The sequence below is a fragment of the Clostridium sp. J1101437_171009_A5 genome (genome assembly GCF_015547905.1).
GTDB classification, from domain to species: Bacteria; Bacillota; Clostridia; order Oscillospirales; family Oscillospiraceae; genus Pseudoflavonifractor_A; species Pseudoflavonifractor_A gallinarum.
In genome coordinates, this window is the sequence record NZ_JADMVY010000012.1 from 18,355 (window position 1) to 39,722 (window position 21,368).

Below are 21,368 nucleotides of genomic sequence, written 5' to 3' on the forward strand. Positions count from 1 at the left end.
CGAAGTTATGCTCTCTTTCCCTGCCTGCAAAAGCAGGTCTCCTCATGGGAGTCGATCACGCCCACCGCCTGCAGATAGGAGTAGATGATGACGCTCCCCACGAACTTCATGCCCCGCCGCTTCAGATCCTCAGACACCGCGTCGGACAGTTCGGAGCGGACCTGTCCGGTCTCACGGATGCTCTTCCCCTCCGTCCAGTGCCAGAGGTAGCGATCAAAGCTCCCCCACTCCCGCTGCATGTCCCGAAAAATCCTGGCGTTCTTTACCGCGGCGCGGATCTTCAGCCTGTTCCGGACAATGCCGGGATCCTGCCTCAGTGCCTCCAGCTTTTCCGCGTCGTACTCACAGACCTTCTCCAGATCAAAGCCGTCAAAGGCCCGGCGGAATGCCTCCCGCTTGTTGAGGATGCACTCCCAGGAGAGGCCCGCCTGAAAGCCCTCCAAGACCAGCATTTCAAACAGCCTCCGGTCGTCATGGACGGGAATGCCCCACTCCTCATCGTGGTAGCGGATATAGAGCGGATTCTTGGGATTGGCCCAGCTGCATCTGATTTTTTCCGTCATATGACCACGCTCCATTTCTTTCTCCATTCCGTGCGGGGAATTCCGTCCGTCTGACCGCAGGGTGGAAGCTCTTCAGATCATCTCCCGCAGCGCAGCGATGAACCGGCAGACGTGGAAGCCGTCGCAGACCGCGTGATTTACCTGAATGGACAGCGGCAGCCACACGCCGCGCTCGTCTCGCTGGTATTTCCCCATGGTAAAAATGGGGGGCAGGTAGCGGTAGCCGTTTTGCAGGTTCAGGTTGAATCCCTCAAAGCTCTCCCACGGGACCATGGAGACCGGGAAGGTGTTGACCGGCACGTCCGGCTTTGCCATCATGTCCTTACAGCTTCCGAACTGCTCCAGATCTTGCTGATAGGCCCGGCAGAAGGCCCCGTAATCGTCGGTGTATTCAGTCCACAGATTGGAAAAAGTCTCGCTGTCCCGGTGGAAAATCGTGTAGCAGGGATGCATTTCCGTATAAAATCCCAGCGTCCCGTCGGGCCCCAGGTCCATGCGAAACTCCTGATACTGATTGACCGCCTTTGCGATCCGGTAGAGCATGGCCGGATAAAGCCGCTCCTTTGCCTCGATGAGCGGCGTGATGTCCAGCTTTGTCGTCATGCTGTATGTGCAGGGCACCTGGTGAAAGTAGTGCTCAAAGTGCTCCTTTCGGGCCCAGGTGTCCAGATCGACCGGTATAAACTCCATGTTGCTCCCGCCTCCAGTTTTCCTTCTCTTGTCTCTGATCTATTATTATAGCATAGAAACCGGGTCATACCAGTCCAGACGACGGATATGACCCGGTTTTTCGGCCTGACCGCCAGGGACTCAGCCGTCCATGGCCTGCTCCAGGCGGGCGTTCAGGGTGTCCTCCTGGGCTTTTACGTTCCCGATGATGGGCGCGCCGACGATATTGCCCTCGCTGTCGATCACGTATGTGGTGGGGTATCCCGCCAGCTGGGAGATGAAGTCCGTATAGAGCGCCTGGTCTGGGTCCGGGGAGAGATTAGTGTAGGTGACCCCTTTTTCCTTCAAAATCTTCCGGGCGGTCTCCAGCTGCTCCTCACTCTCGCCGGAATCGGACGCCACGCCGATGAGATTGATGTTCTTCTCCTGAAAATCCTGGAAATACTCCTCCAGCTCGGGCATCTCCTCGATGCAGGTGCCGCAGCCGTTGTTCCAGAAGTTGACGATGGTGGCGTCGTACTCGGAAAAGATGTCGTTCGTCACCTCATTTCCCTCGGTGTCCACCTCGGAGAAGGTGGGAAACGGCGTCTTGGAGACCAGTTCGTCGGAAGAGGAACAGGCGCTCAGCCCCAGAACCAGGGCCGTGGTCAGAAGGGTAGCAATTCTTTTATCCATGGTTTGTGCTCCTTTTTTCGTTCATGATCCAGGGGGCCTGTCTCTGGATGGCCTGGTGGGGGCAGGCCCGGATGCAGTCCCCGCACCGAATGCATTCGGCGTGGTTGGGATGGCGGAACACGTCCACATCCATGCCGCACACGCGGCTGCACACGCCGCAGGCAGTACACTTCTCCCCATCCACCGACAGGCGGTAGAGGGAGACCTTGTGAAACAGGCCGTAAAAGGCCCCCAGAGGACAGATCCACTTGCAGAAGGGCCGGTAGAAAAAGACGGCCAGCAGGATGACACCCAGGAGGATACAGCTCTTCCAGGTGAACAGCGCCCCCAGGCTGGCCCGGATGCTCTCGTTGGCCAGTGCCAGGGGAATGCCCCCCTCCAGAATCCCGGCGGGGCAGATGTACTTGCAGAAAAATGGGTCGGCCAGTCCCACCTCATTGACCACCGTCATGGGCAGCACGATCACAAAGAGGACCAGGATGCCGTATTTCAGATAGGTCAGCCAGTGCAGCCGGCGGGTCCCAAACTTTTTCGTGGGGATCTTATGGAGCAGCTCCTGAAACCACCCGAAGGGGCACAGAAACCCGCACACCGCCCGCCCCAGCAGGACGCCGAAGAAGAGCAGGATTCCCATGATATAGAGTAGGACACCTGGTATTTCGGCGCGCCGATGACCGCCTGCAGCGATCCAATGGGGCAGGAGCCCGCCGCCGCCGGGCAGGAGTAGCAGTTGAGTCCGGGCACACAGAGGCTTTTCAGCCGCCCCCGGTATAATTTCCCGCTGAAAAAATGGAGCAGAAAGGGGTTGGAAGCCAGGGCTGCCGCCGCCTGGATCTTCCACCGTCCGCTTGTTTTCCGTTGTTTAGCCAATGCCCACACACTCCAGACACAGATTGATGCCCTTGTTCCAGACGGTGGCCGTTTCCCCGCGCAGGATGCCCGCAGCGATCAGGACACCCGCAGCCAACAGAAGGCAGACCGGGATCTTCTTCATCGTCCCGCTCCTCTCATCCCATCGCAGCGGCGGCCATCCCATCCTCCCCGGAGGGGTCGTCCTCCTGGGCCATGGCGACAAAGCTGGGCGCGGAGGCCGCCAGATCCTCCGCCTCCACCTGGGAAGTCCAGGCGGAGATCAGGGAGCCGTTCACATACCACACGCCCACACAGGGGATCTCCGAGGCCATCTCGTCATTCTGGGCCAGCGCCTCCTGCATGGACTCGTTGTAGGCCACCACCGGGAAGGGTGCGTCCTGGAACAGCTCGTGGTCCATGTCCCCCTTGCTGCACACCACGATGTCCGCCCCCGCGGCGCGGACATCCTCCACCGCGTCCACCAGTCCGGTGTAGAAGTCCGCGGCTCCGGGGTCCTCCGGGTCCAGAAAGACCAGAAAGGCGGTGTCCGGAAGATCCGCCCCGGTGTAGGTCTCTCCGGTCAGGGTCTCCGTCTCAAATGCGCCCACCTTGTTCACGGCCATTTTGTCCGCCGCAGGGACCGAGCGCTCTTCCAGATAGCTGTCCGCCCACTCCTGGGTGATCCAGCCCTTGTCCAGTGCGTCCTCGATGGTCACCGAGCCGTCGCGGATGGCCGCCTCCACTTCCTCCGGGCTGGGGGCCTTGCTCCCGCAGGCGGAGAGGGTCAGGCACAGCGCCAGCGCGCCGGCCAGAATCGCGTTTTGTTTCATTGGGGATTCCTCCTGTGTTTTCATTTGACGCCGGACATGATACCATAGAGCGTGTCAAATCCCTGTCAAGTTCTTGACACAGATTTGACCGGGACTGTGTTACCATAGGAGAAAAACAGCAGGAGTTTTGTGATGAAGATTTTCGTGGTAGAGGACGAGCGCCAGCTGTGCGACGACATTGCCGAGGACCTGGAGCTGGAGCGCTACACCGTGGAGCGCTGCTATGACGGTCTGGAGGCCTGGGAGCGCATTCTGGTGGAGTCCTACGATCTGGTGATTTTGGATCTGAACCTGCCCGGCATGGACGGGCTGGATATCCTGCGGGCGGTCCGCAGGGAAAAGCCCGAGCTGCGGGTGCTCATCCTGTCCGCCCGGAGCACCCTGGCCGACCGGGTGGCCGGACTGGACCTGGGGGCGGACGACTACCTCACCAAGCCCTTTGCCCTGGAGGAACTGGAGGCCCGGGTGCGCGCCCTGCTGCGCCGGGATTTTGCCTCCCGGGATACGGCCCTCGTGGTGGGGCCACTCACGCTGGATACCCAGCGGAGGGAAATCTCCGCCGAGGGTCTCCCCCTCTCCCTGACCCGCAAGGAGTTTGGGATCCTGGAGTATCTCATGCTCCGGGCGGGGCAGGCGGTCAGCCAGGAGGAGCTCCTGGAGCACATCTGGGAGGCCGACTCCAACCCCTTCAGCCACGCGGTGCGGATGCACATCTCCTCCCTGCGGAAAAAGCTGCGCACCGCCCTGGGCTATGACCCCATCGTGACCAAGATCGGACAGGGATACCGTCTGGAGGTGAGGACTTGAGCCGGAAGATCTCTCTGCGTCTGCGGGTGACGCTGGTCTGCGGCGTGCTGCTGGCCGTGTGCTGCCTGCTGCTGACTGTCAGCCATACTTACTCTGCCTATGAGATGGCCGACGCCATTGAGGCCACCCCCCTTCAGCCGGCCCAGGCGATCGGCGCATGCGAGACGGGAGCGCTCTCCCAGCTCCCCATGGCGGCGGTCAGCCGCCCCGCCCGGGAGACCTTCCGGATGCAGAGCGTGGTCGCCATGGGGATCATCGTGGTGAGCAGTTGCCTGATGGTCTACTGGCTCACTGGGAAGGCACTCGCCCCCCTGCGCCGGCTGGACGAACAGATCCGCAGCCGGACCGCCTCCGACCTGGACACCCCTCTTCCCGTGCCCGCCAGCGGGGACGAGGTGGCCGGACTGACGGTTTCCTTCAACCAGATGTCCCAAAACCTCAGCCGGGCCTTCCAGCAGCAAAAGCAGTTTGCCCAGTGTGCCGCCCATGAGCTGCGCACGCCCCTGGCTGTGCTCAAGACCCGCATGGCCCTCTTCCGGAAGAAGGGGCTGTGCACCACGCCCGAGACGGCCGCGCTGCTGGACGTACTGGAGGAGCAGACGGAGCGGCTCTCCGCTCTGGTGAACGACCTTCTCTCCCTCACCAACTTGGACGATCTGGAGCGCGGCGCGCGCGTGGATCTCTCCCAGCTGCTCACCCAGGTGGCCGGGACCCTGGAGGAGGCGGCCCGGGCGCAGAACATTGCCATCCAACTGGAGCGCGAACCTGTAACGGTATTGGGAAATGCCATCCTGCTGGAGCGCGCCCTCTTCAATCTCATGGAAAACGCCGTCAAATACAACCGTCCCGGCGGGACCGTGACCGTCCGGGCCACGCGCGCGGGAGCATATGCCCAGGTGGAGGTCTGCGACGAGGGCCCTGGAATCCCTCCGGAGTTCCGGGAGCAGATCTTTGAGCCCTTTTTCCGGGTGGACAAATCCCGCTCCCGGCAGCTGGTCGGGGCCGGGCTGGGCCTCTCCCTGGTGCGGGCCATTGCGGAGCTCCACAGCGGCAGCGTGCGGGCGGAGGCGGTCCAGGGCGGTGGAAGCCGCTTTCTCCTGGTGCTGCCCTGCCCGGAGGAGGCGCAGTGTAAAATTTGATGATGCAAAAGTCCGCTCCCATATGGTAAAATGATAGGACCGATCCGGGAGGACCCGGATCGGTCCGGAATCACGAAGGTCTGAAGCACTCCATCTGCGCATGAGAAACCGCCGCACAAGCCGGCCCTACCCCCTCACCTCTCCCACGAGGTGGGGATGTTTCATGTTCTGTGACACTGTCCTCTTACCTTCTCTGCCGCATTCCATTGACCGATGATAGATAGAAGGAAGGTTCCCTATGAACGAAAAAGAAGTTGCTGAAATCCGCCGCCGCTTTCGCAAGGACAAGAGCAATATCACCCATATCCGCGGCTGCTATGTGAATGAAAATCAGGAGATCGTCGCCCGCTTCGACCAGTCTCTCGCCATGATGTCCGAGGAGGAGACCGACACCTTTCTCTCCATCCTCAAGCGCACCCTCAGCGGAAGCCTGGGCAAAAATCTGATCGATCTGGCCTTTGACACCCAGCAGGTGGTCAGCAGTGAGGAGCACCGTCTGCTCATGGCTCTGCGTGACTCCTCCCTGAAGGATGAGGAGGCGGTGGACACCTTCTTCCAGAAGGTCATTCAGTCCGCCGCGCTGGAGGGAAATTATCTCATCCTGTTGGCCCACGACACCTACGATGTCCCCTACCGCTCCAAGGACGGGGATACCCAGGCCGACGCCTCCTCCGAGGTCTTTTCCTACATTCTGTGCAGCGTCTGCCCCATCAAGCTGACCAAGCCCGCCCTGAGCTACTATGTGGCGGAAAATGCCTTCCACAACCGCACCTCCGACTGGCTGGTCTCGGCCCCGGAGCTGGGCTTCATCTTCCCCTCCTTTGACGACCGGAGCACCAACCTCTATAACACCCTCTACTACACCCGCAACAGCGCCGAGAACCACGCCTCGTTCGTGGAGGCCGTGTTCTCCCGCACCCTCCCCATGCCCGCCGACGAGCAGAAGGAGGCCTTCCAGAGCATTCTGGAGGAGACCCTGGAGGACGATTGCAGCTTTGATGCGGTCCAGGCCGTCCATGAGCAGATCCGGGACCTCATCGAGGCCCACAAGCTCAACAAGGAGGAGGAGCCTCTGGTCATGACCAAGGACATGGTCAAGCAGATACTCGGCTCCTGCGGCGTCAACGAGACCCAGATGGCCCTCTTCGACACCAAGTTCGACACCCATTTCGGCTCGGACACCCAGCTGCCCCCCCAGAACCTGGTGGACCCCAAGCGCTTTGAGGTGCGCACCCCCAACGTCACCATCCGGGTCAACCCGGAGCGGGGCGATCTGGTGGAGACCCGGGTCATCAACGGCGTCAAGTACATCCTCATCCGCGCCGACGAGGGCGTGGAGGTCAACGGCGTGAATATCCACATTCCCTGATATGAAGTGCAAAAAAGGGCCGGAATGCAGATCGCATTCCGGTCCTCCAGCATGTCGAAAAACTTCGACATGCTTCTCAAAAATGCAAGCATTTTTTCGAGGGGGTGCAGGCCGCTGCGCGCACTCGCTTTCGCTCGCACACTTGTGGCCTGAGAAGTGTGTTTTCCGACGTACATGCCGCCGGAAAACACGATTTGACACTCTTCCGCCGTCTGCGGACGGCGAAACTCTGCGAGGCTCTTGCTGCACAAATCGCAGAAATACACTTTATCGACAGCCTGAGGGCCGGAATGCAGATCGCATTCCGGCCCTTTTGGCTGTGTATTTCGGTCTGATTTGTCTTACAGCAGGCTGTAATCCATGATAGCGCCCTTCGCGCCGGAGGCCGCCAGCTTGCAGTACAGGCCCAGATAGCCCTTCTTGAACTTGGGCTCGGGACGCTTCCAGCGCTTGAGGCGCTCGGCGATCTCCTCCTCGCTGACCAGCAGGTTCAGGCTGCTGTTGTCCACGTCGATCTCGATCTTGTCGCCGTCCTGCACGATGGCGATGGGGCCGCCCTCAGCCGCCTCGGGAGAGATGTGTCCCACGAAGCAGCCGTTGTTGGTGCCCGAGAACCGGCCGTCGGTGATCAGCGCGGTGGTCAGAGCCAGGCCGCGGCCATAGAGGTACTTCATGGCCTTGAACATCTCGCGCATGCCGGGGCCGCCCTTGGGGCCCTCGTAGCGGATGACCACCACGTGGCCCTCCCGCACCTTGCCGGCGATGATGGCCTCCTCGGCCTCCTCCTCGGAGTCGAAGCAGATGGCCTCGCCCACAAAGTGATGCAGGCTCTTGTCAAAGGCGCCGGGCTTGGTGATGCCGGTGTCGGGGGCCAGGTTGCCCCGCAGCACGGCCACGCCGCCGGTGTAGCCGAAGGGATCGTCCAGAGTGCGGATGACCCGGCGGTCCACCGGATAGAGGTAGCGGTGGCCGGCGATGTTCTCGGCCACGGTCTTGCCGCTGACCGTCATCTGGTCAGTGTCCAGGATGGAGGACATCTCGCTCATCAGGCGCACCACGCCGCCGGCCCGGTAGAAGTCCACCATGTTGTACTTGGAGGCGGGGTTGATCTTGGCCACCTGGGGCGTGGTCTTGGACAGGGTGCCGAACTCCTCCAGCACGTCGATGTCCAGCTCAGCCTCGTGGGCAATGGCGGTCAGGTGCATCACCGCGTTGGTGGAGCCGCTCATGGCCAGGCACACCTTGATGGCGTTGCGGATGCTCTCATTGGTGATGATCTTCCGGGAGGTGATGCCCTTCTCCAGCAGCTCCATGATCTTGATGCCGGTCTCCTCCGCCACGGCCAGACGGGCAGCCGAGGAGGCAGGAACGATACCGCCGTCGGGCAGGGTCATGCCCAGAGCCTCGGAGAGGGAGCACATGGTGTTGGCGGTGCCCAGGTAGGAGCAGGAGCCGCAGGTGGGGCAGGAGCACTCCTCCAGCACCTTATACTCCTCCTCGGTGATCTTGTTGGCCGAGAGCATGCCGTAGGCCTCGGCGCTGGAGGTCTGGTCGGACTGACGGCCGTCGAACACGATGCCGCCCTCCATGGGTCCGCCGGGCAGCAGGATGCAGGGGATGTCCAGACGGGCGGCCGCCATCAGCAGGCCGGGCACGATCTTGTCGCAGGAGCCCAGCAGCACGATGGCGTCAAAGAGGTTGATCTGGGCCATGGACTCCACCGAGTTGGCAATGATCTCACGGGAGGGCAGGATATAGTGCATGCCGTCGTGTCCCTGGGCCATACCGTCACAGCCGCCGATCACGCCGAACTCCACCGGCGTACCGCCGGCCCGGTAAATGCCGTCCTTGACCCGCTGGGCCACCTGCCGGAGATTGAAGTGTCCGGGCACACACTCGCTCCAGGCATTGGCGATGCCGATGATGGGCCGCTTCAGATCTTCGGTCGTAAAGCCCATGGACTTGTAAGTCGCTCTGTAGTACTGGTTGTCGATTCCGCGCAGAATTTTCTCACTGCGATGCATTATACATTCTCCTCTCTGCATCCGTTTATCTCTCACAAAATTCCGATATACGAATCGTTTTTATATATGCGAATTTGACATTTGATATAGTAACATTCTCGCCCCGCCGCGTCAACCGCTCTTTTTCCCTTTCTCATAAAATTTTTGGGGGTGCTTGACACATTATATATGGTTATGTCTACTCCCCCTGTTTTGGGGCGTGTGTCAACCCTCTTTTTCACTTCCGTCGATTTGCTGTTTTTCCATCCATGGGCCTATCTCTTTTCCGGTCCACCGACGGGTCATTTCCCCGGTCATAAGACCGCAACCCCTTCCTGCGGCATGGTTTTTCTCCCCTTCATGCAAATTGACTGCGCCTCGCCCCTCGATTCCTTCCCAACGCTAAATATGGGTTGCTTTTTCAAAACAGGCACTATATAATGTACACAGTTTTCCAGTTCGAGGGCATTCTCCCCCCAAGATCTTGTGTGTGGGAGATTGCCTCTTTTCATGGGCCGCTATGTCCGCCGCTGAGGCGGCGGGCGGTCCAAATAGATACGTAAGAGGAGCGAGCGCAAATATGAAGATCATGAAGCGAAGCGGCGCCGAGGCCCTGTTTGACCGGGAGAAAATCGTCGCCGCTGTCACCAAGGCCAGCCGGGCCGCCTCTACCATTCCGGAACTCACCGAGGAGCAGATCGAGGCCATTGCGCAAAAAATCGAGGCCGACTGCCTCCGGATGGGCCGGGCTCCCTCTGTGGAAGAGGTCCAGGAGATGGTGGAGACCGAGCTCATGAAGGACGGCGCTTACGAGACGGCCAAGCACTACATCCGTTACCGCTATGACCACAATCTCCGCCGGTCGGCAAACACCACCGACGATCAGATCCTCTCCCTCATCGAGTGCAACAACGAGGAGGCCAAGCAGGAGAACTCCAACAAGAACCCCACCGTCAACTCGGTCCAGCGGGACTACATGGCCGGCGAGGTATCCAAGGATATCACCAAGCGTCACCTCCTCCCCCGGGAGATCGTGGAGGCCCATGAGGCCGGCATCATCCACTTCCACGACATGGACTACTACGCCCAGCACATGCACAACTGCGATCTGGTCAACCTGGAGGACATGCTTCAGAACGGCACCGTCATCACCGGCACCATGATCGAAAAGCCCCACAGCTTCTCCACCGCCTGCAACATCGCCACCCAGATCATCGCCCAGGTGGCCTCCAACCAGTACGGCGGACAGTCCATCTCCCTGGCCCACCTGGCCCCCTTCGTGGACGTCTCCCGCAAGAAGATCCTGGCCGAAGTGCTGGCCGATCTGGCCATCTGCGGCGGCTCCACCGACCCCGACGTGGTCCACAAGATCGTGGAGAAGCGCCTGCGGGAGGAGATCCGCCGGGGCGTGCAGACCATCCAGTACCAGGTGGTCACCCTGATGACCACCAACGGACAGGCCCCCTTCATCACCGTGTTCATGTACCTGGGCGAGGCCAAGAACGAGCAGGAGAAAAAGGACCTGGCCCTCATCATCGAGGAGACCCTCAATCAGCGCTACCAGGGCGTGAAGAACGAGGTGGGCGTCTGGGTCACCCCCGCCTTCCCCAAGCTCATCTATGTGCTGGAGGAGGACAACGTCCGTCCCGGCACCCCCTACTACTACCTGACCAAGCTGGCCGCCAAGTGCACCGCCAAGCGCCTGGTGCCCGACTATATCTCGGAAAAGATCATGCTCCAGAACAAGGTGGACCAGAACGGCGAGGGCCACTGCTACACCTGCATGGGCTGCCGCTCCTTCCTCACCCCCTATGTGGACCCCGAGACCGGCAAGCCCAAGTACTACGGCCGCTTCAACCAGGGCGTGGTCACCATCAACCTGGTGGACGTGGCCCTCTCCTCCGGCGGGGACATGGACGCCTTCTGGAAGGTCTTTGACGAGCGCCTGGACCTGTGCTACCGGGCCCTCATGTGCCGCCACAACCGCCTCAAGGGCACCCTCTCGGACGCCGCCCCCATCCTGTGGCAGTACGGCGCCATCGCCCGCCTGCAGAAGGGCGAGCCCATCGACAAGCTCCTCTACAACGGCTACTCCACCATCTCCCTGGGCTACGCCGGCCTCTACGAGTGCGTCAAGTACATGACCGGCAAGTCCCACACCGATCCCGAGGCCACCCCCTTCGCTCTGGCGGTCATGGAGCACATGAACCAGGCCACCGCCCGCTGGAAGGCCAAGGAGCACATGGACTTCTCCCTCTATGGCACCCCCATGGAGTCCACCACCTACCGCTTTGCCAAGTGCCTCCAGAAGCGCTTCGGCATCATCCCCGGCGTGACCGACAAGGCCTATATCACCAACAGCTACCATGTCCACGTCACGGAGGAGATCGACGCCTTCCAGAAGCTCTCCTTTGAGGCCCAGTTCCAGACCCTCTCCCCCGGCGGCGCCATCAGCTATGTGGAAGTGCCCAACATGCAGAACAATCTGGAGGCCGTGCTCCAGCTCATGCAGTTCATCTACGACAACATCATGTATGCCGAGCTCAACACCAAGAGCGACTACTGCCAGGTCTGCGGCTATGACGGCGAGATCAGCATCGTCACCGACGAGGACGGCAAGCTGGTCTGGGAGTGCCCCCACTGCCACAACCGCAACCAGGACAAGATGAACGTGGCCCGCCGCACCTGCGGCTATATCGGCACCCAGTACTGGAATCAGGGCCGCACTCAGGAGATCAAGGAGCGAGTGCTCCACCTGTAAGGCACCGGAAAGGACGGATCGCTATGAACTACGCCGCTATCAAACGGCGGGACATCGCCAACGGCATCGGCGTGCGGGTCTCCCTCTTTGTCTCCGGCTGTACCCACCACTGCAAGGGCTGCTTCAATGAGGAGGCCCAGGACTTCCACTACGGCCAGCCCTTCACCCCCGCGGTGGAGGACGCCATTCTGGAGGACCTCTCCCCTTCCTATATGAACGGGCTCACCCTCCTGGGCGGAGAGCCCTTTGAGCCGGACAATCAGCGTGCCCTCCTCCCCTTCCTGCGCCGGGTCAAGGCGCGCTTCCCGGACAAGGATATCTGGGCCTTCTCCGGATACGTCTATGATACCGAGCTTTTGGGCGAGAGCCGGGCCCGGTGCGAGGTCACCGACGAGATGCTCTCTCTCATCGACGTACTGGTGGACGGGGAATTTGTGGAGGAGAAGAAGGACATTACCCTGCGTTTCCGCGGCTCCTCCAACCAGCGTCTCATCGATCTCAATCGCTCCCGCGCAGCCGGGACCGTGGTCCTGTGGAGCGACGACAACTGAATGTTCAACCTCTGCAAAGGGTCCGCCGGGACAGGTCACTGTTCCCCGGCGGACCCTTTTTTCCTGTACTCTCCTAATGCATTGCCCCTGTTCTCCATGGTATCATGCTCTCTGTGGTATCTTCCACACGCAATCTTGAGAAAGGCAGGAATTTTATCATGCACCGACGAACAACACGCGCCCTCTCCTTTCTGGCGCTGCTGCTCGCCTTGTTCACCGCGTTCTCCCTGGTCTCCCCCGGGCTGGAGGCCGCCGGCGGCACCTCTTCCCAGAAAAAAGTGGTGGGCTATGTCCCCTATTGGCGCAGCGGCTATTTCTCCCAGATCCCCTATGACCAGGTGACCCATCTCAACTACGCCTTTGCCATCCCCACCGCGGAGGGCGGTCTGCGCCCCCTGGAAAACGCCCAGGCGGCCCGGCAGCTCATCCAGACCGCCCACCAGAAGGGGGTCAAGGTCCTCCTGGCCGTGGGCGGCTGGAGCTACAACGGCGTGGTCCTGGAACCCACTTTTGCCGCCGCCACCGCCACCGAGGCCAAGCGTAAGGCCTTTGCCGACGCCATCATCGCCATGTGCGATCAGTACGGCTTTGACGGCGTGGACATGGACTGGGAACACCCCCGCCTCAAGGACGGTACATACCGGCAGTACGAGGCCCTCATGCTGGATCTGGCCCAGCGCCTCCACGCCAAGGGGAAGCTCCTCACCAGCGCCGTGCTCTGCGGGGTGTCTCCGGAGGGCGCGGTCTACTCCGACTCGGCCGCCCACACCGACGCGGTCCTCCAGGCCGTGGACTGGATCAATGTCATGGCCTATGACGGGGACGAGGGCGCCCGTCACTCCACCTACCAGTTCGCCCGCTATTCCGGGGACTACTGGCACAAGACCCGGGGGGTGCCCGCCGAAAAGGTGATCCTGGGCCTCCCCTTCTATGCCCGCCCCGGCGGGACGGCCTACCGGGACATCCTCTCCGCCGTCCCCAACGCCCACCTGAGCGACTCGGTGACCTACCAGGGCCGCACGGTCTGGTACAACGGCCTGTCCACCATCCAGGCCAAGACCCGGTATGCCCGGGATGAGCTGGGGGGTGTCATGATCTGGGAGATCACCCAGGACACCTCCGACCCCGCCAAGAGCCTCCTCGCCGCCATTACCCGCACCCTGCGGGAGGATGCCTCCCACCCCTTCACCGACCTGGTGCCGGGCAGCTGGTACTATGAGGACGTATGCGCGGCCTATGAGGCCGGACTCATGAAGGGGACGGGCGGCACCTCCTTCTCCCCCCTGCGCACCCTCACCCGGGCCGAGGGCATCGCCCTGGCCAGCCGCATCCACGACCGCCATCACAACGGCCGGGAGACCATCTCCCCAGGCTCTCCCTGGTATCAGCCCTATGTGGACTATGCCCGTACCCAGGGCATCCTGACCCAGGATCTCTCCGCCGCGGAGCTGAGCGCCCCCCTCACCCGGGCGGAATTTGCCACCTTCCTGGCCCGCTCTCTGCCGGGGAGCGCCCTGCCCCCCATCAACACGGTGGAGCGCATTCCCGATCTGGCCGAGAGCGACCTCCACGGCCCCGCCGTCTATCAGCTCTACCGGGCCGGTATTTTTGCCGGGTCGGATGCCAGCGGCTCCTTCCGCCCCAACAGCGTCATCACCCGGGCCGAGACCGCCGCGCTGGTGGTCCGCATGACCGATCCCGACCGCCGGGTGTCCTTTTCCCTGACCGGTTAGTTTGTTTGAACCGACCCGTTCATTCCCGTCACATCTTTTCCCCTTAGATTCTTCTCATTTCCGTCTTTTTTGCCATCTATTTTTCTTTTTTCTTGTTTATATGTTGTAAATTTTTGCAAAACTGCTCAGTCTCCGTTGCCAATCCACTGGTTTCCGGCTATACTTAAAACTGAACTTGAATTGAGACAGCTGCAAGGCAAGCAGTGAAAGGTGGACTTTTTGGATATGCGTGGAATTTACACCTCCATTACCGACATCCGTCGCAGTATTTTTACCGAGATCGCCCGTATGGCTTACGAGGACGGGGACTACGCCCGGAAGCTGGAGGAGCTTCCCTATGAGATCCTCCCCGGCGAGCAGGCCCAGTACCGGGAGAGCATCTTCCTGGAGCGCGCCATCGTAGGCGAGCGTCTGCGTCTGGCCATGGGACTGCCCGTGCGCTCCGCGGCGGAGTCGGCCCCCATCTCCAAGGGCATTGAGGACAGCACCCGGCCCGAGACCTACTATGAGCCTCCCCTCATCAACATCATCAAATTCGCCTGCCATGCCTGCCCGGAAAAGCAGGTCATCTCCACGGAGGGGTGCCAGGGCTGTCTGGCCCACCCCTGTACTCTGGTCTGTCCCAAGGACGCCATCCACATCGTGGGCGGCAAGTCGGTGGTGGACCAGGACAAGTGCATCAAGTGCGGCCGCTGTGTGGACGCCTGCCCCTACAACGCCATCATCAAGCAGGAGCGCCCCTGTGCCGCCGCCTGCGGTGTGAAGGCCATCGGCTCCGACGAGTACGGCCGGGCCGAGATCGACTATGACAAGTGCGTCTCCTGCGGCATGTGCCTGGTCAACTGCCCCTTCGGCGCCATCGCCGACAAGAGCCAGATCTTCCAGCTCATCACCGCTATGAAGGGCGGCTCCCATGTCTATGCCGCCGTGGCCCCCGCTTTCGTGGACCAGTTCGGCCCCAACGTCACCCCGGAGAAGCTCCGCGCCGCCATGAAGCAGCTGGGCTTTACCGACGTCATCGAGGTGGCCGTGGGCGCCGACCTGTGCGCCGCCGAGGAGGCCGAGGACTTCATCAAGAACGTGCCTGAGAATCTCCCCTTCATGGCCACCTCCTGCTGCCCCGCCTGGTCCGTCATGGCCAAGAAGCAGTTCCCGGAGCTTGCCCACTGCGTCTCCATGGCCCTCACGCCCATGGTGCTCACCGGCCGCCTCATCAAGATGAAGCACCCCAACGCCCAGGTGGCCTTCATCGGTCCCTGTGCCGCCAAGAAGCTGGAGGCCATGCGCAAGAGCATCCGCAGCGACATCGATTTCGTCCTCACCTTTGAGGAGATGATGGGCCTCTTCAACGCCCGGAACATCGACATCCAGAACATCGAGGAGGAGGAGTTCCTCTCCGAGTCCAGCGCCGATGGCCGTAACTTTGCCGTCAGCGGCGGCGTGGCCCAGGCCGTGGTCAACTGCATCAAGAAGATGTACCCCGAGCACGGCGAGATCAAGGTGGCCAGCGCCCAGGGTCTGGAGGACTGCCGCAAGATGATGGTCATGGCCAAGGCCGGTAAGTACAACGGCTACCTGCTGGAGGGCATGGCCTGCCCCGGCGGCTGTGTGGCGGGTGCGGGCTCCATGCAGCCCATCGACAAGTCGGCCGCCGCCGTGAAGAAGTATGCCAAGAAGGCCGAAAAGCAGTTCTGCTGTGAGACCGACTACCTGAAGGATCTGGAGCGTCTGGAGGAGTAATTTCCCCTCCGCATCCGCAAATGTTTTCCCCCCTGCCTACGGGCAGGGGGGATTTTTTGCATCTTTTGCGGTTTTTGCCCGCTTTTTTAAAAAATCGTAAGAAAAGACTCATTGACTCTTCATACAAAGCTGGTACACTTTCCTTAGCAAAAGATCCCAACGAGAGGACGATGCCTATGAAGCCCCGCGCCAAAGCGCCTCAGCGCACGCCGGTCCCCCGGCTGGACCCCGCCCCTGCCCAGGGCCTCACCACCCGGGAGGCCGCTGTGCGCGCCGCCGCCGGATGGTCCAACCGGGACCCCAATCAGCTGCCCAAGCCGGTCAGCCAGATCATCCGGGACAACCTGTGCACCTTTTTCAACGCGCTCTTTGTGGCCCTGGCCCTGTGCCTCTTCGCGGTGGGGGCCTACCGGGACATGCTCTTTCTGGGCATCGTGGTGTGCAACGTCCTCATCGGCATCGTGCAGGAGCTGCGGGTCAAGCGCACCCTGGACCGCATCGCCCTGCTCTCCGCCCCCACGGCCACCGTGGTGCGGGACGGAAAGCGCCTTACCCTCCCCACGGAGGAGCTGGTGCTGGACGACATCATCCTGCTCTCCGCCGGAGACCAGATCTGCGCCGACGCCGTTTTGAAAGAGGGCTGCGCCGAGGTCAACGAGTCCCTCCTCACCGGCGAGTCCGACCCCGTTCTCAAGCGCCCGGGCGATCCTCTGCTCTCGGGCAGCTTTCTGGCCTCGGGCCGGTGTTCCGCCCGTTTGGAGAAGGTGGGCGGCGACTCCTATGCCGCCGGGATCGCCCGGGCCGCCAAGGGCCGGCGTACCAGCCGCTCGGAAATGATGCGCTCCCTGGACCGGCTGCTCCGCTTCATCGGGGTGGCCATCGTCCCCCTGGGCACCGTGCTCTTCTACAAGCAGTATGTGCTCCTCCACACCTCCCTCCCCTACGCGGTCAGCTCCACGGTGGCCGCCATGGTGGGGATGATCCCCGAGGGGCTCTATCTCCTGGTCAGCGTGGCCCTGGCGGTGAGCGTGGCCAATCTGGCCCGCCGCCGCACCCTGGTCCATGAGCTCTCCTGCATCGAGCATCTGGCCCGTGTGGACGTTCTCTGTCTGGACAAGACCGGGACCCTGACCCAGGGGAAGATGGAGGTCTCCCGGCTCCTCCCCCTCTCCATCCCGGCCCACCGGGCTGAAGAACTGCTGGGGGCCTTCGTCCATGCTTCGGCCAGTGACAACGCCACGGCCCAGGCCCTCAAGGCCCGCTTTGCCCCGCCGGAGGTCCCCTGGTCCCCGGTGCGGGAGGTCTTCTTCTCCTCCGAGCGCAAGTGGAGCGCCCTCGTCCTCCCGGAGGAAGAGAGCTATCTGCTGGGCGCCCCGGAGGGCCTGCTGGGGCCCGACTGGGCCCGGTACGCCCCCGGTTTGGAGGAGGCGGCCGCCGCCGGGCAGCGTGTGCTCCTGCTGGCCCGGGGACGCCAGGTCCTGGCGGGGGACAAGCTCACCGCCCGACCGGAGCCGCTGGCCTTCCTCTTCCTCTCCGACCAGCTCCGCCCGGACGCCGCCGAGACCCTGGCCTATTTCCGGGAGCAGGGGGTGACCGTCAAGGTCATCTCGGGGGATCATGCCGCCTCGGTGGCCCACATCGCCCAGCGTGCCGGGGTAAGCGGCGCCGAGCGCTGGCTGGACCTCTCCGCCCTGCCCCCCGACGCCGATCTGGAACTCCTGGCGGAGCAGTACACCGTCTTCGGCCGGGTCACCCCCCAGCAGAAGCAGCAGCTCCTCCACGCCCTCCAGCGGCGGGGCCACGCGGTGGCCATGCTGGGGGACGGGGTCAACGATGTGCTGGCCCTCAAGGACGCCGATTGCAGCATCGCCATGGCGGCGGGCAGCGACGCGGCCCAGCAGGTCTCCCATCTGGTGCTGCTGGACTCCAACTTCTCCGCTCTGCCCCAGGTGGTGCGGGAGGGCCGCCGGGTCATCAACAACATCGCCCGCTCGGCCTCCCTCTTTCTGGTCAAGAACATCTTCTCCTTCCTGGCCTCGGCCATCCTGCTGGTTCTCCCGCTGCTCTACCCCCTCCGCCCGGCCCAGGTCAGCCTGGTGAGCGGCCTGCTCATCGGCGTGCCCTCCTTCCTGCTGACCTTTGAGCCCTCCTACGAGCGCATCCGGGGCCACTTCTTGCGCAGCGTCTTTGTCAACGCCCTGCCCGGCGGACTGGCCGACGTGTGCGCCATCTTCGCCTGCGTCTGGGCGGGCAGCGCCATGGCGCTGCCCATGGAGCAGATCTCCACGGTCTGCACCCTGCTCCTCAGTCTGAACGGTTTTCTGGTCCTGGTGCTCCTGTGCCGGCCCTTCACCCCCTACCGGGGGCTGGTGCTGGGCCTGATCCTGGCCGCCTTTGCAGGGGCCGTCCTCCTCTTCTTCCCCTGGTTCCAGCTCACGCCCCTCACCCGGGACGGCTGGAACCTCCTGGGCCTGCTGGCCCCGCCCACCGCACTGGTCCTGCTGGGGCTCACCTTTCTGTGCCGGCGCTTCCGCCCCTGGCTCCTGCGCCTCTTCCGCAGCGCCGCCCACCGCTCCGCGCCCCGGCCGGAAAACACACTCTGAGCACAAAAAAACTGCGCCGGCCTCGCTCTGAGACCGGCGCAGCAGCGCAGTATGGAAAACAATCAGGACTTCCCGTCCTTGCGGACCTGGAGATACCGGGTGCGCATCTCGCCCGCCATCTCCCGCAGGCACTCTATGAGCTCGGGGTTGAAGACCCCGCACTCCCCGTTCAAAATCATATCCACGGCCTTTTCGTGGGAGAAGGCCTTCTTATAGACCCGTTCGCTCACCAGCGCGTCATAGACGTCGGCCAGAGCCACCACCTGGGCCCAGATGCTGATCTCATCCCCGGCCAGACCGTCCGGATACCCGCGGCCGTTCCACCGCTCATGGTGATGGCGGCAGATGTCGTAGGCGTAGTCGTACACCGGGTTGGAGCGGACCTGAGGCACACTGTCCAGCAGGATGCACCCCTGGGTGGTGTGGGTCTTCATGATGGCAAACTCCTCCGGTGTCAGCTTGCCCGGCTTATTGAGGATCTGATCCGGTATGGCGATCTTGCCCAGATCGTGCATGACCGCCGCGTCTCCGATCAGGCGCAGTTCCTCCTCGTCAAATTGGTAGCGCTGGGGATAGCGCTCCATCATCCCGTGCAGCAGCAGCATGGTCAGTTCCCGGATGCGCAGGACGTGCTCTCCCGACTCCTGGTCCCGGAACTCGATGGCGGTGGCCAGGGTCTCCAGAATGGAGCTGTTGAGCGAGCGGATCTCCTCCGCCTGCTCCCGGAGCATCTCATCCTGGGTGCGCACCAGATTGTTGAGCTGGATCACATTTCCGATGCGCCGCTTGATGAAGTAGGGGGTAATGGGCTTCTCGATGATATCCACCGCCCCCAGGTCATACCCCCGCTTGAGTACATTGGGATCGTTCTCCGCCGTGATGAGAAAGACCGGCAGCTGCTCCAGCAGTCCCCGCTTCCCCAGCTCCTCCAGAACCTGAAACCCGTCCATGACCGGCATGACCACATCCAGCAGCACGGCCGCCAGGCCGCTGGGATGCGCGTCGATGGCAGAGAGGGCCTCCGCACCGTTCTCCGCCTCCAGGATCTCAAATTCCTCTTCAAAGACCATATGGAGAATGGCGCGGTTGAGTTCCACGTCATCGACGATCAATATGGTCTGTCGTTCCTCCTGCATATCACGGCTTCCTCCTCGTTTTGGCTCAACTTTACAGCTTCTCCAGTGCGGACAGGATGGCCGCATGGTCCTCCCGCACCTGGGCGAAGAGGGCGGGGACGCCCTCTGTCTCCCCCTTGCGCACCGCCGCCACAAGGGCGTCACTGTGCTCCTTCAGCCGCTCCAGGCCCAGATTGGCCGCGACTCCCTTCAGGGTGTGAGCGGCGTGCTCCACCCCCTGCATATCCCCCTGCTCCACCGCGGCGCAGAGGGCCGCAAAGCTTCCGTCCTGGGGAAATTTCTTTAAAAACCGCACCAGCAGCGCCTCGCTTCCGCCAAAGCGCGCCAGTGTTCCCGTCAAATCCAGGCCCAGTGTCTGTGCCATTGTGTTCAGATCCATCTCTGTTCCTCCCACGCTCTGTCGGGGTCTTCCTGTTTCCATGTCCTCCATACAGAGCCTTTTACACCTAGCATACCCTTTTTCCCCCGGACTGTCAACGTTTTTCCCTTCTCGCAGCGCTTTCCGTTACATTTTAAGCCCCGTTTCGCCGGAATCCGGCGAAACGGGGCCTTTCTCTGTAACTTTACAAACTTACATCTTGGATTTGATGTACTCGATGCGCTTCTGACACTCGTCGATCAGGGCAATCTCGTCGATCTTGGTGGACTTCTTGTTGCGCACCACGATCTCGCCGTTGACCATGACGGTGTCCACGTCGTTGCCGTTGGCGTTGTTCACCAGGGCGGACTCGGGATGGTGGACCGGGGCGATGTGGGGCTTCTTCCAGTCCACCAGGATGATGTCGGCCTTCATGCCCGGGACGATCTGGCCCATCTGGCCGTCCATGCCCATGGCCACGGCGCCGTTGCGGGTGGCCATGGTGAGCACGTCCTTGTTCGAGATGATGTGGGCATTCAGGTTGTGGTTCTTGTGCATCAGCGCGGTGTACTTCAGGGTGCCCAGCATATCCTGGGCGTTGTTGCTGCCCGGCCCATCGGTACCCAGGGCCACGGGCAGACCCATCTTCAGCATCTCGGGCACCCGGGCCACACCGTCGGCCAGATAGGCATTGGCCACAGGGCAGTGGATGGGCTGGCAGCGGCGCTTCTCCAGGATCTCCATCTCGTGGTCGTCCAGCCAGATGGCGTGGGCCAGCTGGGTGTCCTCATCCAGGATGCCCAGGGAGTCGAAGAACTCCAGGTTGCGCATGCCGTCGTACATGGCGGCCGTCTTGGTCACCACGTCCTGGTCCTCCGCCGTGTGGACCTGGAACTTGACGCCCAGGTCCTTGGAGAGCTGCTTGCTCTTCTGGAACAGGTCGGGGGAGACGCCCCAGGGATTCAGGGGGCCTACACTCAGGGAGAGGCGGCCATTCTCGGTGCCCGCCCACTGGCTGTGCAGGCGCTTGATGTCGTCCAGGATGCGGTCCTGGTCCTTCTCCCGGAACTTCTCATAGTAGACGATGTTGGCGAAGCACCGGCACATATTGCCGCGGATACCGGAGTCCCGCATGGCCTCAAAGATGTGGTCCCCGTTGTTCAGGGAGGTGAAGATATAGTGCTGGTCGATGCAGCTGGTGGCGCCCGTCTTCAGATTCTCCAGACAGCCGATGAGGCCCGCGTAGTAGAAGTCCTCCTCAGTCATCAGCTCCGAGAAGGGCCACACCTGGGTGGACAGCCAGGGATAGAGCTCCAGGTCGTCGGCCAGGCCCCGCATGAAGGTCTGGAAGAGATGGGTGTGGGCGCTCACCATACCGGGCATCAGGATCTTGTCGGCCGCGTCGATGACCGAATCGGCCTCCAGGCTCAGCTGCGCCATACGCATCGGGTCGGAGCCCACCTCACTGATCTTATCCTCCACGACGTAGACGTATCCGTTGCGGATCATCTCAAAGTCGTCGTTCATCGTCACGATCCAGGGATTGCGGAAGAGGGTGTTCATACCGATCATTTCCTTT

General features: G+C 62.1%; 17 protein-coding genes and 1 pseudogene. 8 read left to right on the top strand and 10 right to left on the bottom strand.

The window, feature by feature from the left end:
* Positions 1–5: 5 nt before the first annotated feature.
* The 6 genes and pseudogenes from I2C21_RS14290 to I2C21_RS14310 all read right to left on the bottom strand — a co-directional run bounded on the left by I2C21_RS14290 (position 6) and on the right by I2C21_RS14310 (position 3,589).
* Positions 6–563, bottom strand: coding sequence for a DNA-3-methyladenine glycosylase I (locus I2C21_RS14290; RefSeq protein ID WP_195279580.1), 558 nt, complete (start codon positions 561–563; stop codon positions 6–8).
* A 72-nt stretch (positions 564–635) separates the two neighbouring features.
* Complete coding sequence (gene catA, locus I2C21_RS14295) at positions 636–1,253, bottom strand: type A chloramphenicol O-acetyltransferase (protein ID WP_101691922.1); 618 nt, start codon at positions 1,251–1,253, stop codon at positions 636–638.
* A gap of 120 nt (positions 1,254–1,373) precedes the next feature.
* The gene (locus tag I2C21_RS14300) at positions 1,374–1,907 is read right to left on the bottom strand and encodes a peroxiredoxin family protein (RefSeq protein ID WP_195279581.1); all 534 of its coding nucleotides are present in this window, start codon (positions 1,905–1,907) and stop codon (positions 1,374–1,376) included.
* Positions 1,900–2,777 (bottom strand): annotated as a pseudogene (locus I2C21_RS14305) (4Fe-4S binding protein). The gene I2C21_RS14300 and the pseudogene I2C21_RS14305 overlap by 8 nt, the downstream one beginning before the upstream one ends.
* A complete protein-coding gene (locus I2C21_RS17685) occupies positions 2,770–2,901 on the bottom strand; it encodes a CD1871A family CXXC motif-containing protein (RefSeq protein WP_252192538.1) in 132 nt (43 codons plus the stop codon). The pseudogene I2C21_RS14305 and the gene I2C21_RS17685 overlap by 8 nt, the downstream one beginning before the upstream one ends.
* Before the next feature lie 13 nt (positions 2,902–2,914).
* A complete protein-coding gene (locus tag I2C21_RS14310; protein WP_195279582.1) occupies positions 2,915–3,589 on the bottom strand; it encodes a hypothetical protein in 675 nt (224 codons plus the stop codon).
* 132 nt (positions 3,590–3,721) lie between these two features.
* Between I2C21_RS14310 and I2C21_RS14315 the strand changes: the two genes are divergently transcribed.
* From I2C21_RS14315 to I2C21_RS14325, 3 genes are all read left to right on the top strand, one after another.
* Positions 3,722–4,396 carry a response regulator transcription factor gene (locus I2C21_RS14315; RefSeq protein ID WP_195279583.1) on the top strand — a complete coding sequence of 225 codons (675 nt, stop codon included), beginning with the start codon at positions 3,722–3,724 and terminating at the stop codon, positions 4,394–4,396.
* The gene (locus I2C21_RS14320) at positions 4,393–5,535 is read left to right on the top strand and encodes a HAMP domain-containing sensor histidine kinase (protein WP_195279584.1); all 1,143 of its coding nucleotides are present in this window, start codon (positions 4,393–4,395) and stop codon (positions 5,533–5,535) included. The genes I2C21_RS14315 and I2C21_RS14320 overlap by 4 nt, the downstream gene beginning before the upstream one ends.
* 238 nt (positions 5,536–5,773) lie before the next feature.
* Positions 5,774–6,904, top strand: a complete 1,131-nt coding sequence (locus tag I2C21_RS14325; protein ID WP_186963356.1) for a DUF4317 domain-containing protein — start codon at positions 5,774–5,776, stop codon at positions 6,902–6,904.
* A gap of 341 nt (positions 6,905–7,245) precedes the next feature.
* Here the strand turns inward: I2C21_RS14325 and ilvD are convergent, their stop codons facing one another.
* Entirely contained in the window at positions 7,246–8,928 is a 1,683-nt protein-coding gene (ilvD, locus tag I2C21_RS14330; protein WP_193537296.1) for a dihydroxy-acid dehydratase, read from the bottom strand.
* Positions 8,929–9,487: 559 nt separating this feature from the next.
* Between ilvD and nrdD the strand changes: the two genes are divergently transcribed.
* The 5 genes from nrdD to I2C21_RS14355 all read left to right on the top strand — a co-directional run bounded on the left by nrdD (position 9,488) and on the right by I2C21_RS14355 (position 18,295).
* Entirely contained in the window at positions 9,488–11,668 is a 2,181-nt protein-coding gene (nrdD, locus tag I2C21_RS14335; RefSeq protein ID WP_195279585.1) for an anaerobic ribonucleoside-triphosphate reductase, read from the top strand.
* Positions 11,669–11,691: 23 nt separating this feature from the next.
* Complete coding sequence (nrdG, locus tag I2C21_RS14340; protein WP_101691913.1) at positions 11,692–12,219, top strand: anaerobic ribonucleoside-triphosphate reductase activating protein; 528 nt, start codon at positions 11,692–11,694, stop codon at positions 12,217–12,219.
* A 158-nt stretch (positions 12,220–12,377) separates the two neighbouring features.
* A complete protein-coding gene (locus I2C21_RS14345) occupies positions 12,378–13,952 on the top strand; it encodes a glycosyl hydrolase family 18 protein (protein ID WP_207730640.1) in 1,575 nt (524 codons plus the stop codon).
* Positions 13,953–14,177: 225 nt separating this feature from the next.
* A complete protein-coding gene (locus I2C21_RS14350; RefSeq protein ID WP_193537291.1) occupies positions 14,178–15,692 on the top strand; it encodes a 4Fe-4S dicluster domain-containing protein in 1,515 nt (504 codons plus the stop codon).
* Positions 15,693–15,868: 176 nt separating this feature from the next.
* The gene (locus I2C21_RS14355; protein ID WP_195279587.1) at positions 15,869–18,295 is read left to right on the top strand and encodes an HAD-IC family P-type ATPase; all 2,427 of its coding nucleotides are present in this window, start codon (positions 15,869–15,871) and stop codon (positions 18,293–18,295) included.
* Positions 18,296–18,357: 62 nt separating this feature from the next.
* Here I2C21_RS14355 and I2C21_RS14360 read toward each other — a convergent pair whose 3' ends face one another.
* The 3 genes from I2C21_RS14360 to I2C21_RS14370 all read right to left on the bottom strand — a co-directional run bounded on the left by I2C21_RS14360 (position 18,358) and on the right by I2C21_RS14370 (position 21,352).
* On the bottom strand, positions 18,358–19,431 hold the full coding sequence (locus I2C21_RS14360) for an HD-GYP domain-containing protein (protein WP_195279588.1): 1,074 nt from the start codon (positions 19,429–19,431) through the stop codon (positions 18,358–18,360).
* Between the two features lie 31 nt (positions 19,432–19,462).
* Entirely contained in the window at positions 19,463–19,810 is a 348-nt protein-coding gene (locus I2C21_RS14365; RefSeq protein ID WP_180956752.1) for an Hpt domain-containing protein, read from the bottom strand.
* Between the two features lie 192 nt (positions 19,811–20,002).
* Complete coding sequence (locus tag I2C21_RS14370) at positions 20,003–21,352, bottom strand: amidohydrolase family protein (protein ID WP_195279589.1); 1,350 nt, start codon at positions 21,350–21,352, stop codon at positions 20,003–20,005.
* Positions 21,353–21,368: the final 16 nt, after the last annotated feature.

Bases quoted from the DNA above. Each gene is read 5' to 3' on its own strand.
- I2C21_RS14290 (WP_195279580.1), bottom strand. From the start codon at position 563: ATGACGGAAAAAATCAGATGCAGCTGGGCCAATCCCAAGAATCCGCTC.
- catA (WP_101691922.1), bottom strand. From the start codon at position 1,253: ATGGAGTTTATACCGGTCGATCTGGACACCTGGGCCCGAAAGGAGCAC.
- I2C21_RS14300 (WP_195279581.1), bottom strand. From the start codon at position 1,907: ATGGATAAAAGAATTGCTACCCTTCTGACCACGGCCCTGGTTCTGGGG.
- I2C21_RS17685 (WP_252192538.1), bottom strand. From the start codon at position 2,901: ATGAAGAAGATCCCGGTCTGCCTTCTGTTGGCTGCGGGTGTCCTGATC.
- I2C21_RS14310 (WP_195279582.1), bottom strand. From the start codon at position 3,589: ATGAAACAAAACGCGATTCTGGCCGGCGCGCTGGCGCTGTGCCTGACC.
- I2C21_RS14315 (WP_195279583.1), top strand. From the start codon at position 3,722: ATGAAGATTTTCGTGGTAGAGGACGAGCGCCAGCTGTGCGACGACATT.
- I2C21_RS14325 (WP_186963356.1), top strand. From the start codon at position 5,774: ATGAACGAAAAAGAAGTTGCTGAAATCCGCCGCCGCTTTCGCAAGGAC.
- ilvD (WP_193537296.1), bottom strand. From the start codon at position 8,928: ATGCATCGCAGTGAGAAAATTCTGCGCGGAATCGACAACCAGTACTAC.
- nrdD (WP_195279585.1), top strand. From the start codon at position 9,488: ATGAAGATCATGAAGCGAAGCGGCGCCGAGGCCCTGTTTGACCGGGAG.
- nrdG (WP_101691913.1), top strand. From the start codon at position 11,692: ATGAACTACGCCGCTATCAAACGGCGGGACATCGCCAACGGCATCGGC.
- I2C21_RS14345 (WP_207730640.1), top strand. From the start codon at position 12,378: ATGCACCGACGAACAACACGCGCCCTCTCCTTTCTGGCGCTGCTGCTC.
- I2C21_RS14350 (WP_193537291.1), top strand. From the start codon at position 14,178: ATGCGTGGAATTTACACCTCCATTACCGACATCCGTCGCAGTATTTTT.
- I2C21_RS14355 (WP_195279587.1), top strand. From the start codon at position 15,869: ATGAAGCCCCGCGCCAAAGCGCCTCAGCGCACGCCGGTCCCCCGGCTG.
- I2C21_RS14360 (WP_195279588.1), bottom strand. From the start codon at position 19,431: ATGCAGGAGGAACGACAGACCATATTGATCGTCGATGACGTGGAACTC.
- I2C21_RS14365 (WP_180956752.1), bottom strand. From the start codon at position 19,810: ATGGATCTGAACACAATGGCACAGACACTGGGCCTGGATTTGACGGGA.
- I2C21_RS14370 (WP_195279589.1), bottom strand. From the start codon at position 21,352: ATGAACACCCTCTTCCGCAATCCCTGGATCGTGACGATGAACGACGAC.